Origin of the sequence: Tianweitania sediminis, from assembly GCF_017813335.1 — a bacterium.
Lineage (GTDB): Bacteria > Pseudomonadota > Alphaproteobacteria > Rhizobiales > Rhizobiaceae > Tianweitania > Tianweitania sediminis.
In genome coordinates, this window is sequence record NZ_JAGIYY010000002.1 from 152,254 (window position 1) to 166,044 (window position 13,791).

The window sequence follows — 13,791 nt, forward strand, 5'->3', positions numbered from 1 at the left end:
TGCGAAGCGTGACAGTCGGCCCAATCCTGGTTTATGCCAGCCTTGGACACGGGGGATGCCTGACATGACGATCGACCTCATTCTGGTGGGCTGCGGCAACATGGGCCACGCAATGCTTGCCGGCTGGATCACCGCCGGCCGCATCCCCGCAGCGCGGGTGGTCGTGGTGGAGCCCAACGAAAGTCTGCGCCTGCGTGCGGCGGCCCTTGGCCTGTCGGCCCATGCTACCGCGCAGGAGATTGCGCCCGATTGCCAGCCAAGGGTGGTGATCTTCGCCGTCAAGCCTCAGGTCATGCGGCAGGTTGTGCCCGACTACAGTCGCTTCAAGGCAGGCGGTGCAGCTTTCGTGAGCATCGCCGCCGGCACGCCCGTGGGAACCTTCGAAGAACTGCTCGGCGCCGACGCTCCGATCATCCGCTGCATGCCGAACACGCCCGCGGCCATAGGCAAGGGCATGATGGTGCTTTTCGCAAACAACAACATCTCGCCCGAGCAGGATGAGTTCGTCCGGGATCTCCTCTCCGCTAACGGGGCTATCGCCTCGATCGACGACGAGGACCTGATGGACGCCGTGACGGCTGTTTCGGGTTCGGGTCCCGCTTATGTGTTCCACTTCATCGAGTGCCTGACCGAAGCTGCGCGCACCGCCGGCCTGCCGGACGACGTGGCGAAACTGCTTGCCATGCAGACGGTCTACGGCGCGGGCGCGCTTGCCGCGGAAAGCGACGAGGAGCCTGGAAAGCTGCGCCAGAACGTCACCAGCCCGAACGGCACAACGGCCGCCGGTCTCGCCGTGCTCATGGGCGGTGACCGGTTGAAGCAACTCCTAGCTGAGACAGTGGAAGCCGCCAAGCAACGCGGCATCGAACTGCGCGACTGAAGCTAGACTTCCATTCCGAAGCTCGCCGCGCCTTCGTCCGCGCGTAGCGCCAGTTGGCGGAACCCGGCAAACAGTTCGCGGCCCATGCCAAAGCCGTTGGCTGAAAGATCCGGCACCACCAGGGGTCGGCTGTCGAGTTCTTCCTGCGCAACCAGGATCTCGAGCGTGCCTCGCTCCCCGTCGAGGCGGATCATGTCGCCATCGCGGATGCGTCCGATCGCGCCGTTGTCGAGTGCTTCCGGGGTCACGTGAATGGCCGCGGGCACCTTGCCGGATGCGCCGGACATCCGACCGTCGGTGACGAGCGCGACCTTGCGGCCGCGGTCCTGCAGCACGCCAAGCACCGTTGTGAGGCGATGCAGTTCCGGCATGCCATTGGCTTTTGGCCCCTGGAACCGCACAACAGCGACGAAGTCCCGATCCAGGTCGCCATCCTTGAACGCCTGGTTGAGCGCTTCCTGGTTCTCAAACACGATGGCCGGCGCTTCCACGAAGCGCTTTTCGGGCTTTACAGCCGACGTCTTGATGATGGCATGGCCCAGATTCCCCTTCAGGACCTTCAGGCCGCCCGATGCCTGGAAGGCATTCGGAACGCCGATCAGGACCCTTTCATCGCCGCTCTTTTCCGGCGCCGGATAGCGTTCCACACTGCCATCCTGAGCAAGCCCCGGCTCGGTCGCGTAGGAGCGCAGGCCGTTGCCCCAGATGGTTTGCACGTCTTCATGCGCAAACCCGGCGTCAAGCAGTTCGCGGATCAGGAACCCCATTCCGCCGGCGGCATGGAAATGATTCACATCCGCCAAACCGTTGGGATAAACGCGCGCAAGCAGCGGAACGACGTCGGAGAGGTCGGAAATGTCTTGCCAGGTCAGACGGATACCAGCGGCAGCAGCCATGGCGATCAGGTGGATGGTGTGGTTGGTGGAGCCGCCGGTGGCATGCAGCCCCACAACTGCATTCACGATCGAGCGCTCGTCGATCATGCGGCCAGCCGGCGTGAACGCATTGCCAAGAGCGGTGATGGCCAGAGCCCGCTGCGTGGCTTCGCGGGTCATTGCATCGCGCAAGGGCGTGCCGGGGTTGATGAAGGAGGAGCCCGGCGTATGCAGGCCCATCATCTCCATCATCATCTGGTTGGAATTGGCGGTGCCATAAAAGGTGCAGGTGCCGGGCGAATGGTAGGACTTCGACTCGGCCTCGAGGAGCTCGGCGCGGCCGACCTTGCCTTCTGCATAAAGCTGACGCGTCTTCGCCTTCTCGTCGTTGGGCAGCCCGGAGGGCATGGGGCCGGCGGGTATGAACACGGCCGGAAGATGCCCGAAGGTCAAAGCGGCGATGGTGAGACCGGGTACGATCTTGTCGCAGATGCCGAGGTAAACGGCTGCATCGAACATGTTGTGCGACAAGCCGATGCCGGCTGCCATGGCGATCACGTCGCGCGAAAACAGCGAAAGCTCCATGCCAGGCTGGCCTTGCGTGACGCCGTCGCACATGGCCGGCACGCCGCCCGCGACCTGGGCCACGCCGCCAGCATCCGCGGCAGCCCGCCGGATCAAGGCAGGGTAGGTTTCGTAGGGCGCATGCGCCGAAAGCATGTCGTTATAGGCCGTGATGATGCCGAGGTTGGGCACGACGTCTCCGGCCAGCGCGGCTTTCTCCGAAACCGCGCAGGCGGCGAAGCCATGAGCAAGGTTGCCGCATGACAGGGTGGAGCGGTGCACGCCCCGGCTGACGGCGGCCTCAAGACGAGCGAGATAGGCTTCGCGACGGTCGCGGGAGCGTTCACGGATCCGCTCCGTGATGGTGGCGATGTCCTTGCGCACGGTCATGACAGTTCGCTTTCCTTTGGCGCCCAGTAGACATCGACCGGACGCGGACTTTGCTCGATGACGATGCCGATCGGCTTGTCTTGACGCTCTCGCAGGATCGTTTCGAAGAGCGTGCGCTTGTCATTGCCTTCGATGTGGAGGGTGAGCCGACGGGCGGCAACAACAACCGGCAAGGTCAGGGTCAGGCGCGGCTCGTTTGCGCTAGGCGCGTCGGCCGACAACACGAGCCGCGGCGTTTTCGGGTCGAGAACATCGGCGAGATGAGGGGAGTCGGGGAAGAAGGAGGCCGTATGGCCATCCCCGCCCATGCCCAGGATGAGCATGTCGAAGGGCAGGGGCAGTACGCTTATACCGCGTTCCGCCGCAATCGCCGCTTCCTGGACCGTCATGGTCTCGTGGTACAGCGGGGTGAAGGATGCAGCCGCTGCCTTGTTGATCAGGAGGTTCTCTCGGATCAGCTTTTCGTTTGAGCGTTCCGAGGTTATCGGAACGAAACGCTCATCGACCGGTGCGACATGAATCTTCGACCAATCGAGCTCGCGTTGCGACAAAGCGCGAAAAAACGGGGCAGGCGTTGTGCCGCCCGAAACCGCAAGAAGAGCGAGGCCGCGATCTGCCATTGCCGCTCCGAGTGCGGCCGCCACGTCGTCGGCGAAGCGCTCAGCCAGAAGCGTCGGTGTGTCGAAGTCGTGCCAGATCGGTTCGGGTCTCATGGCTCACGTGCTCTCGTGCCAGGTCCGGCCGTCACGCTCGATCAGCGCGATGGCCGAAGAGGGTCCCCAGGTTCCGGATGTGTAGCCCTGGACCTCCTGGTTGTTGTCGCTCCATGCCTGCAGGATCGGATCAATCCACTTCCAGGCGGCTTCCACTTCGTCGCGGCGCATGAACAAGGTTTGGTTGCCGCGCACCACATCCATGATAAGGCGCTCATAGGCGTCCGGGTTGCGTACGTTGAAGGCTGCGGCGAAACTCATGTCGAGCGGAACGTGGCGCAAACGCATGCCGCCCGGCCCGGGATCCTTGATCATCAGCCATTGCTTGACGCCTTCATCTGGCTGCAAGCGGATCACCAGCTGGTTGGCGGTGACAGGACCGACATTGTCTCCGAAGATCGAGTAGGGGATCGGCTTGAACTCGATCACGATCTCCGACACGCGGGAGGCCAGGCGCTTGCCCGTGCGGAGATAAAAGGGCACGCCAGCCCAGCGCCAGTTTGAGATTTCGGCTTTGATGGCGACAAAGGTTTCCGTGTTGCTTTCGCCGCCTTCGAGTTCTTCGAGATAACCTTTCACTGCGCCGCCGGCAGAGGCGCCGGCGCGATACTGGCCGCGAACGGTAAGCTTGCTTGCCGTGCCGCCGTTGATGCGCCGGAGCGAGCGCAAAACCTTCAGCTTCTCGTCGTGGACGGCATCCGATTCCATGGAATGCGGCGCTTCCATCGCTACAAGGCACAGCAGCTGCAGCATGTGGTTCTGCACCATGTCGCGCAGCGCGCCAGCCTTGTCGTAGTAGCCGGCACGACCTTCCAGGCCGACCGACTCCGCGACCGTGATCTGCACGTGATCGATATGCGCGGAATTCCAAAGCGGTTCATAAAGCGCGTTGGCAAAGCGCAGCGCCATGAGGTTCTGCACCGTTTCCTTGCCGAGATAATGATCGATGCGGAAAATCTGGTTTTCCTTGAACACGCTGCCGATCGTGTCGTTCAGCTGCCGGGCGGACTGAAGATCGCGTCCGATCGGCTTTTCCACCACGATGCGGGCCTGCTCCGTGATCAGCCCATGCGCTTCGACCTGCTTGGCAATGGTGCCGAACAGGGCCGGCGCAACAGCCAGGTAAAAGACGCGGATCACCTCGTCGCCGTTGAGATTTTCCTTCAGTTTGTCGAAGCCTTCGCCCGTGGTCGCATCGGCCGCGACGTAGGACAACCGTCCTAGAAAGGCTTTCAGCTGCTCCGGATCCAGTTCGTTTGCGGAGACATGTTCCTTGAGTGCCGCCTCGGCGAAAGAGCGATACTCCTCGGTGCTCATCGGTGTGCGCGATGTGCCGACAATGCGGCTCGGATCGAGGAACTGGCCTGCAACCTGGCGCTGGTACAAGGCCGGCAGCAGCTTGCGCTCTGCCAGATCACCTGTGGCGCCGAAAATAATGAAGTCGAACGGTTCAACTGGGATGGTTTGGCTGGTCATGCGGTTTCCTAGCTGGCGGTGCCGCGGAAATCAAATCGATTAGATCAAGCAAGCGGGTGCTCTTGCAGCGCAACATAGGGAGCGTCCGGCATCGAGCAAACCCCAGCAGCGTCTTCTCGACGGGCGCTTCTTGCTGGGCCAGATGCAAGTTGCGGATGACTTTTTGCGCTACCTGGTGCAGGGACGCGCAAACACTTCGAAAAGGATCGTCGCATGGGACAGCATCTGTCGCGCACCGTGGCTGAGGGCCGCGCTTTCATGCAAGTCATCAACGGCCAGCCTGCAGACGCCATGAGCGGCGGACGCATCGACGTCGTGTCGCCCTCCGATGGAAAGGTATTCGCGTCCATTCCAGCGGCCGGCGCAGCCGATGTGGACCGCGCGGTAAAATCATCGAAGAAGGCCTTTGAAGAAGGGCCGTGGAGCCGCATGCCCGCTTTCGAGCGCGGACGGCTTCTGACCAAGCTTGGTCAGCTGATCGAGAAGAACGGCGACGAACTGGCCGCTCTTGAGTCTCGTGATACCGGCAAGCCGATCCGTCAGGGCAAGGCCGACGTGGTTGCCACCATGCGCTACTATGAGTTCTATGGTGGCGCTGCCGACAAGATCCATGGCGACACGATCCCGTTTCTCGACGGCTACACGGCGCTGACGCTTCGCGAGCCGCATGGTGTGGTCGCCGGCATCATTCCCTGGAACTATCCGATGCAGATCCTCGCGCGGGTTGCCGGCGCGGCGCTTGCAATGGGCAACACGCTGGTTGTGAAGCCAGCGGAGGATGCGTCCTTGACGACGATCCGCATTGCGGAACTTGCGCTCGAAGCCGGCTTCCCGGAGGGCGTCTTCAACGTCGTGACCGGTTATGGCCGGGATGCGGGTGCGGCCCTGTCGGCCCATCCGGAAATCGACTATGTGACCTTCACCGGTTCAACGATGACGGGAACCGCGATCCAGCAGGCCGCTGCAATCAACAACCGTGGCGTCACCATGGAACTCGGCGGCAAGTCACCGCAGATCGTGTTTGCCGATGCGGATCTCGAAAAGGCGCTCCCGGTTCTGGTCAACGCCATCATCCAGAACGGCGGCCAGACCTGTTCGGCCGGCAGCCGCGTGCTGCTGGAAAAGCCGATCTACGAAACAGTCGCCAAGGAACTCGCCGCCCGCTTCGGTGCATTGGTGGCAAAGCCACACGATGCGGACGGCGACCTGGGACCGATGGTGAACAAGAAGCAGCAGGGACAGGTGCGGAACCTGGTTGCTGCCGCCGAAGAAGCAGGCGTTTCGGTTCTGGCCCGCGGGTCGATTGATCCCACTGCACCGGAAGCAGGTTTTTATGTCGAGCCGACCTTGTTTGGTTCGGTCGACCCTCTGGCCAACATCGCGCAGCAGGAGGTGTTCGGGCCTGTGCTGACCCTGTTTGCCTTCGACGGCGAAGCAGAAGCCGTGCGGCTTGCGAATAGCACGGACTATGGCCTTGTCGCCGGCATCTGGACAAAGGACGGCGCGCTGCAACATCGCATGGCCAAGCGCGTGCGCGCCGGACAGGTGTTCGTGAATGGCTACGGCGCCGGCGGCGGCATCGAGCTGCCCTTTGGCGGCTTCAAGAAGTCAGGTCACGGCCGCGAAAAGGGCTTCGAGGCCCTTTTCGACATGTCGGCAACGAAGACGATCGTGTTCAACCACGGCTGAAGACTACGAAAGACACTCAGCCCTTGCGGGGCTCAGTGTCTTCCACGCCGGTATCCGGGCGATCATCCCCGCTGGCGTCTTCCTGGCGCCAGGTGCCCGACTCGTCCTGATACTCGATCGGTTCCGGCTCGCCGGCAAGCTGCTGGGCGCGCGCCGCCGCATTGGCCGCCTTCAGCGCGTCGTCATGGGTTCCGAAGGTCTCGGAAAATACGTCGCCGACCTTGTAGGCCCACCCGCCATCATGTTCGACAACGCGGTAGGTCACTTTTCCGGCGTCACCCTGTTCTTCTGGAGTGGCATCCGAACGGGTTGGCGATCGCCCTCCGCTCGAACGGCCGCTTCCCCCCGACCACCGCGGCTGAGCACCTCGATCCATGGTTTGCGGCATTCTGTCCTCTGCAGGCGAGCTCAGCCAGCGATAGGCGGCATAACCAAGGGCCAGAAGAAGCAATTTGCGCATGAGGGATCTCCGGAACAATGTCGCCGGGATAAGCGCGGAAGGATAGGAATCGTTCCCGTGCCGCGCGAGAGAGCTCAGATCCGATCGCGCAAAGCGTACCAGTTCATGGCAAGCAGGAGTAGCGGTGTGCGAAACCGCCGCCCTCCCGGAAAAGCCGGCACCTTCAGGTCCCGGAAATGTTGTAGCCGGTCGCGATTGCCCGCCACGCTCTCTGCATAAAGCTTGCCAACGAAGTTCGACAGCATCACGCCGTGACCGGAAAAGCCTGCGGCAGAGATCACGTTGGGCATGACCTCGCGAACAAAGGGCCGGCGCGGAATGGTGATGCCGACATATCCGCCCCAGGCATGGGTGAACGCGACATCGTGCAGGGCCGGATAGACTTCAACCATCTGCGCGCGAACCGCGGCAGCGATATCCTTCGGGTCGGCCGTTGAATAGGTTTCACTGCCGCCAAAAAGCAGGCGGTGGTCCTTCGTGCGCCGAAAATATCGAACCACGAAGCGTGAGTCGCTGACGGACTCACCACCCGGCAAGATCGGGCTGTCCTCCGGCAATGGAACGGTTGCCCCGATAAAAGAGCCGATCGGCATGACATGCGCGGCACTGACCGGCTCCACGTCGCCACCATAGGCGTTGACTGCTAGGAGCGCCTTGTTTGCGGTGATCGTGCCGCTTGCGGTTTCCACGAAAACCTTGCCGCCACTATGTGTGATCCGCGTCGCCTTTGTATTTTCATGCAGCACCGCTCCTGCGGCAGCGGCCGCCCTTGCGGTTCCAACCACCAGCTTCAGTGGATGGATATGTCCGGTTCCCGTGTCGAGCGTTCCACCGAAATAGCGATCTGAACCGATGCGTGACGCCGTTTCCTGCGCGTCGATGTAGCGGATCTGGGTGTAGCCGTAGCGGGTGGCCATCGCTTCCGCGTGGCGCTGGTAGTCGTCGACGTAGCGCTTCTTGTGCACGACCGACAGTTGGCCCGGCACGTAGTCGATCTCGATGTTGTGCGACTTGGCAAACCCGAGCAGATGCGCCTTGGCTTCTTCGGCAAGGTCGAACAAGGCCTTGGCGCGTTCGAAGCCGAGCTCTTCTTCCTGTTCTTCGGGCCATGCGCGTTGGCCGGTGTTCAACTGGCCACCATTGCGCCCCGAAGCGGCATCGCCAAACCTTGAGCCGTCAATCAGAACCACGCGCGTGCCCATCGCGGCCAGGTGGTAGGCGGCTGAAAGTCCTGTGAACCCACCGCCGATGACAACAACATCTGCGTTCACCGAGCCGTCCAGTGCGGGATAAGCGGGGCGATCACCGACGCTGTCTTCGTACCAAGAACGGCCGGGGGAGATTGGGGAAGAGTACATGCGATTAGGCGATTGCGCGATAAGGTGAGAAGGGGATCATGGAGCGCTCCTGCTGAGGCTGCCAACGAGCCGTTGAAGTAGCTCCCCCACGCTTTCGCTCAACGTCAGTGCCGGCTGGATCGATCCCGCTGATGCGATCCGAACACGCTCTGCGATGAGCAGATGGGTTTCAGCCTCCTTCAGGGATCCTTGTGCGGTCTTGAGGAAGTTCTGAAAAGCTGCGGCGGCGCGACGTACTTGGCTTGTGAGACCATAGATCTCGTCGCGAGGCCAGGATCGGGTCAGTGAGTGGATCGAGGCAGCCAAGTCCATGGCCTGCTGCCAGACCAGGAGATCTGTGTAGGAACGGATCGTCGGCCCGTCGTTCATTTACCTAATCGCCTGCTCACCTAAAGGCTTCTCACCTCACACATTCAACAACAGATATTCGCGCTCCCAAGGGCTGATCACCTCCATGAAGGTTTCGAACTCAGCCTTCTTGATCGCTGCATATGTCGCGACGAACTGGGAACCCAGCAAAGCCCTCAGTTCCTCGTCGGCTTCAAAGAGCTGCACGGCTTCGAGAAGGCTTCGCGGCAGTTCGATGTCGTCCTTGTTCACGGTGCGCCCGACCGGTGCATCCGGCTTGATGGCGTTGCGAAGCCCGATCAAGCCGCATGCGAGCGAGGCGGCCAGCGCGAGGTAAGGGTTCGCGTCGGACGAGGGAATGCGGTTTTCCACGCGCCGGGCCGCTGGATCGGACCGTGGCACACGAAAAGCCGTGGTGCGGTTGTCATAGCCCCATTTCGTGTTCACCGGCGCCGAAGCTGCCTGCGTGAGGCGGCGGTAGGAGTTCACGTAAGGCGCAAACATCACCAGCGCGTTCGGAACGTGGCGCTGCATGCCGCCAATGAAATGGTGAAACGCATCGGTTTCTTCGCCGCCGGCGGCAGCAAAGATGTTTTTGCCGGTCTTGGCGTCGATGATGGACTGGTGGATATGCATGGCCGAACCGGGCTGGCCCTGGATGGGCTTGGCCATGAAGGTCGCATAGGTTTCATGCTTCAGCGCGGCTTCGCGGATGGTGCGCTTGAAGAGGAATACCTGGTCCGCGAGCTGGACCGGATCACCGTGACGCAGGTTAATTTCGAGCTGCCCGGCCCCTTCTTCGTGGATCAGCGTGTCGATCTCGAGGCCCTGGCCTTCGGAGAAGTGGTAGATGTCGTCGATCAACTCGTCGAACTCGTTGACGCCGGCGATCGAATAGCCTTGTCCGCCGCCGATCGGCCGACCCGAGCGCCCCACGGGAGGAGTCAACGGGTAATCCGGATCGGGGTTCTTGCGCACGAGGTAGAACTCGATTTCAGGCGCAACCACTGGACGCCAGCCTAGTTCGGCATAAGCGGCGACCACCCGCTTCAAAACGTTGCGCGGCGTGAATTCCACCGTGCGTCCGTCCTGGTGCACGAGATCGCAGATCACCTGCGCAGTTTGGTCGGTTTCCCACGGCACGGCTGACAACGTGCTGAGATCGGGCATCAGCTTCAGGTCGCCATCGTCTTCGGGATAAGCGAAGCCATTGCCGTCTTCGGGGTATCCGCCCGAGATGGTGGTCATGAAAACGGCGGATGGCAGGGCGAGCGAGGTGTTGGACGTGAACTTCTTGGACGGCATCATCTTGCCGCGCGCGACGCCTGCCTGGTCAGGTGTGATGCACTCGATATCTTCGATGCCGCGCCATTCGAGCCATTCGGACGCTTCCTTCCAGCTTTTCACGCCGCGGAGGTTCTGCAGAAAGGCGGGCGTTTGAACGCGGCCGCCCTTTTTAGCGGCCGGACGAGTTTCCTTCTTCGCGACAGGCATCAATCACCATTGTTAGACAGGCCAGCAATATAGCCTGTCGCGAAGAAGGAAGGGAAGAGCGGGAGAGCGGGCGAGAAAATTGCGCCTGCAAGGGCAGATCGCCCGTCCTCCAAAAGGCTGCGGGGCGGCACGGGAAAACCCTTGCCGCCCCAGCTTCTCAGCCCTTAAAGGCGGATCAATCCCGGCGGGTGACGATCACCGGCGTAAGCAGGTCACCCCAGTTTCCGTCGCCGCCATGGTGACGCGCGGATCGCACGAGCTCGACCGAAACGCCGGCTTCCACGGCTTTCATCACGGACTGGTTCAAACGGTGCAGGTCGTTGGCAAGCATCCGGATCGCCGACTGCTGGTCGCCTGACATGGTGGATGCCTGTTCCTCCGCGCGTTCCTTCACGCGTGTCTTGGGCTTGGTGGTTTCTTGAACGGTATCGAGCATGGGTCGCTTCCTTTGCTGTCTACGCTTGTTTGGCGCTTATTCTGCGGCTGGACGGAAAGTCTCGCCTTCGGCAGGCGAGGGGCGGAACTGCTCATGTTCGGTCGATTCGTGCATGGCAGTCGTGGACGACTGGCCACCGGTGATCGCCATGGACACGGCGTCGAAATAGCCGGTGCCGACTTCGCGCTGGTGCTTGGTCGCGGTGTAGCCATTGGCTTCCGCCGCGAATTCCGCTTCCTGTAGCTCGGAATAAGCGGCCATCTGGCGCTCCTTGTAGCCGCGCGCCAGTTCAAACATGCCATAGTTCAGCTGGTGGAACCCAGCCAGCGTGATGAACTGGAACTTGTAGCCCATCGCGCCGAGTTCCCGCTGGAACTTGGCGATCGTGGCGTCGTCCAGGTTCTTCTTCCAGTTGAACGACGGCGAGCAGTTGTAGGCGAGCAGCTTGCCGGGATGAGCCTTGTCGACGGCTTCGGCGAAACGGCGGGCCTGCTCGAGATCGGGCTTACCCGTTTCCATCCAGATCAAGTCACAATGCGGCGCATAGGCGATGGCGCGTGCAATGCAGGGCTCGATGCCGTTCTTCACCTGATAGAAGCCCTCAACGGTGCGCCCCTTCGCCTGATCAACGAAGGGCTGGTCGCGTTCGTCGATGTCGGAGGTCAGGAGCTTGGCGGCTTCTGCATCCGTGCGCGCCACGATCAGCGTCGGCACACCCATCACGTCGGCGGCAAGCCGCGCCGCGTTGAGGTTGCGGATATGCGCAGCGGTGGGGATCAGAACCTTGCCGCCGAGATGGCCGCACTTCTTTTCAGATGCCAGCTGGTCCTCGAAGTGAACGCCTGCGACGCCGGCCTCGATAAACGCCTTCATGATTTCGAACGCGTTGAGCGGTCCGCCAAAACCAGCCTCAGCATCCGCCACAATCGGCGCAAACCAGGTGTCGACCGAAAGACCCTTGCCTTCCGCGGTCTCGATCTGGTCGGCGCGCTGCAGCGTGCGGTTGATGCGCTTGGCGAGTTCCGGCGCGGCGTTGGCCGGATAGAGCGACTGGTCGGGATACATCGCCGAAGCCGTGTTAGCGTCGGCAGCGACCTGCCAGCCGGACAGGTAGATGGCCTTGAGCCCGGCGCGGACCATCTGCATGGCCTGGTTGCCGGAGAGCGCGCCGAGTGCATTCACGAAATCTTCTTCGTGGATGAGTTTCCACAAGCGGTTGGCGCCCATCTCGGCCAAGCTGTAGCGGATTTCCACAGAACCACGCAGCCGCTTCACATCCTCAGCCGTATAAGGACGCTCTACACCATCGAAACGACCTTGAGCGGCGGACGGAACCAGGTTGTAAAAATCGGTCATGGTGGATCTCCAAATCAGCTTTGACATGCCTTGCAAGTCTGGGCAGGCACCGTCCATTTGCGCGCTTCTGCTCTGAAAATCGAGGTTTTCGCTTGCATTGTGTTCGGAAAAGGAGTGGCTCTGTCACGTCCTTGACCGTACGCTTTGTCATATTGTAAATCTTGTCACGAGGGGGCGACATGGCTGAACGCAAGATCTTTGCCGGCCCGCGGATTCGCCGCATCAGGGTCGATCGCGGCCTGACCCAGTCGGCGATGGCCGACGCGCTGGGTGTTTCGCCCTCCTATCTCAACCTCATCGAACGTAACCAGCGGCCGCTCACCGTACCGCTGCTGATCAAGTTGGCGGCCACCTACAAGGTGGACATCGACCTTCTGCAAGGGGATGACGCGCCCCTTGTCGCCTTGCGCGAAGTATTTGCCGATCCGCTTCTCGCCGGCGAACTGCCGGGCGACCAGGAACTGGTGGAGGTGGCGCAGGCCGCCCCCAACGCGGCGGCTGGCATGATCAAGCTTTACCGCGCTTACAAGGAGCAGGCGGAGCGGCTTTCCGATCTGTCCGACATGCTGGCGCGCGAAGGCAAGGGAACGAGCCTCGCCGGCGCGCGCCTGCCGCTCGACGCGGTGCGCGATGCCATGGAGCGCCGCGCCAACTATTTCGCGGCGCTGGAAGAAGAAGCGGAAGCCTTCAGCAAGATCCTGCAGCCCGGCGACGATCTCGGCGCTGCCCTGAAGGCTTGGTTGCAGCGCGACCACGGCATTGTGGTGAAAGTGCTGCCTGTTGCCACCATGCCGAACTGGCGCCGGCGCTATGACCGGCATTCGCACCGCTTGTTCATTTCCGAGCGCTTGTCGCCGCAGGACCAGCTTCGCGAGATCGCAATCGAAGCAGGCCTCATCCGTGCGCAGGTGGCGATCGCGGCCGAGGTGCAGGCGCTGAAGCTTGGCTCCGATGAAGCGCGGCGCATCGCGCGGTTCGAACTTGGGCGCTATTTCGCGCATGCCTTGATGATGCCCTATGCGCCGTTCCTCACCGCTGCCAAGCGGGCGCGCTACGACATCGACGTGCTGCGCTCGCGCTTCAGTGTTTCCTTCGAACAAGCGGCCACGCGCCTCACCATGCTGGCCCGCCCCGGTCAAACAGGGGTTCCCTTCTTCATGATGGAGGTGGATCACGCCGGCACGCGGTTCCGGCGGGCGGGCACGTCGGCCTTTCCGCATGGCCGGTTCGGCGGCGGGTGCCCAAAGCTCCCGGTGCATGCCGCTTTCGCGCAAGCCGGACAGATCCTGATCGAAGCCGCAGAAATGCCGGACGGTGCAACCTTCCTGGTTCTGGCGCGCACCTTGGAAGGACCGCAGGGAAGCTTTGCAGAACGTCCCCGGCGCACGGCCGTTCTGATTGGCTGCGACATCGAACACCGCGACGCCGTGATCTATGGCGATGCATTGCCGATGTTATCGGGGGAGGGCAGGCCCGTTGCACCCGTGCTGATCGGTCCGGCCTGCCGCCTTTGTGAGCGCGTAGGTTGCTTGTCGCGAGCCGAGCCGCCCCTCACGCGACCCCTCGGCCTGGACGAGATGGTGACGGGGCTGAGCGCCTTCGACTTTCAATGAGCGTGGAACGCTCGGACAGGCTCGCTGCAACGGGGGCCCGGCCTCCACGATCAGCAGCCTTTGGCACTTGCCGCTGCCGTGAAACGTTAATAGGCTCCGAACCTGAGAAGCCGAGCACCCGACCCGCCGGCGAAGAAAA

General features: G+C 62.2%; 12 protein-coding genes. 3 read left to right on the top strand and 9 right to left on the bottom strand.

The window, feature by feature from the left end; genetic code table 11:
• Nucleotides 1–64 precede the first annotated feature (64 nt).
• Nucleotides 65–880 carry a pyrroline-5-carboxylate reductase gene (gene proC, locus J5Y06_RS07805; RefSeq protein WP_209334583.1) on the top strand — a complete coding sequence of 272 codons (816 nt, stop codon included), beginning with the start codon at nt 65–67 and terminating at the stop codon, nt 878–880.
• A 2-nt stretch (nt 881–882) separates the two neighbouring features.
• Here proC and edd read toward each other — a convergent pair whose 3' ends face one another.
• From edd to zwf, 3 genes are read right to left on the bottom strand one after another with little or no spacing between them, the layout of a single operon-like run.
• Nucleotides 883–2,709, bottom strand: a complete 1,827-nt coding sequence (gene edd / locus J5Y06_RS07810; protein ID WP_209334584.1) for a phosphogluconate dehydratase — start codon at nt 2,707–2,709, stop codon at nt 883–885.
• Nucleotides 2,706–3,422, bottom strand: a complete 717-nt coding sequence (pgl, locus tag J5Y06_RS07815) for a 6-phosphogluconolactonase (RefSeq protein ID WP_209334585.1) — start codon at nt 3,420–3,422, stop codon at nt 2,706–2,708. The genes edd and pgl overlap by 4 nt, the downstream gene beginning before the upstream one ends.
• Nucleotides 3,423–3,425: 3 nt before the next feature.
• Complete coding sequence (gene zwf / locus J5Y06_RS07820) at nt 3,426–4,898, bottom strand: glucose-6-phosphate dehydrogenase (RefSeq protein ID WP_209334586.1); 1,473 nt, start codon at nt 4,896–4,898, stop codon at nt 3,426–3,428.
• 213 nt (nt 4,899–5,111) lie between these two features.
• Here zwf and J5Y06_RS07825 point away from each other — a divergent pair, with 213 nt between their 5' ends.
• On the top strand, nt 5,112–6,587 hold the full coding sequence (locus tag J5Y06_RS07825) for an aldehyde dehydrogenase family protein (RefSeq protein ID WP_209334587.1): 1,476 nt from the start codon (nt 5,112–5,114) through the stop codon (nt 6,585–6,587).
• Between the two features lie 16 nt (nt 6,588–6,603).
• Here J5Y06_RS07825 and J5Y06_RS07830 read toward each other — a convergent pair whose 3' ends face one another.
• From J5Y06_RS07830 to aceA, 6 genes are all read right to left on the bottom strand, one after another.
• Nucleotides 6,604–7,047, bottom strand: a complete 444-nt coding sequence (locus J5Y06_RS07830; protein ID WP_245247699.1) for a DUF2188 domain-containing protein — start codon at nt 7,045–7,047, stop codon at nt 6,604–6,606.
• 74 nt (nt 7,048–7,121) lie between these two features.
• Nucleotides 7,122–8,405, bottom strand: coding sequence for an NAD(P)/FAD-dependent oxidoreductase (locus J5Y06_RS07835; protein ID WP_209334588.1), 1,284 nt, complete (start codon nt 8,403–8,405; stop codon nt 7,122–7,124).
• A 36-nt stretch (nt 8,406–8,441) separates the two neighbouring features.
• Nucleotides 8,442–8,774 carry a four helix bundle protein gene (locus tag J5Y06_RS07840; protein ID WP_209334589.1) on the bottom strand — a complete coding sequence of 111 codons (333 nt, stop codon included), beginning with the start codon at nt 8,772–8,774 and terminating at the stop codon, nt 8,442–8,444.
• 36 nt (nt 8,775–8,810) lie between these two features.
• On the bottom strand, nt 8,811–10,247 hold the full coding sequence (locus tag J5Y06_RS07845; RefSeq protein ID WP_209334590.1) for a glutamine synthetase family protein: 1,437 nt from the start codon (nt 10,245–10,247) through the stop codon (nt 8,811–8,813).
• A 175-nt stretch (nt 10,248–10,422) separates the two neighbouring features.
• A complete protein-coding gene (locus J5Y06_RS07850; protein WP_209334591.1) occupies nt 10,423–10,683 on the bottom strand; it encodes an SMc00767 family acetate metabolism repressor in 261 nt (86 codons plus the stop codon).
• Nucleotides 10,684–10,719: 36 nt separating this feature from the next.
• A complete protein-coding gene (gene aceA / locus J5Y06_RS07855) occupies nt 10,720–12,039 on the bottom strand; it encodes an isocitrate lyase (RefSeq protein ID WP_209334592.1) in 1,320 nt (439 codons plus the stop codon).
• Nucleotides 12,040–12,218: 179 nt separating this feature from the next.
• Between aceA and J5Y06_RS07860 the strand changes: the two genes are divergently transcribed.
• The gene (locus tag J5Y06_RS07860) at nt 12,219–13,652 is read left to right on the top strand and encodes a helix-turn-helix domain-containing protein (protein ID WP_209334593.1); all 1,434 of its coding nucleotides are present in this window, start codon (nt 12,219–12,221) and stop codon (nt 13,650–13,652) included.
• Nucleotides 13,653–13,791: the final 139 nt, after the last annotated feature.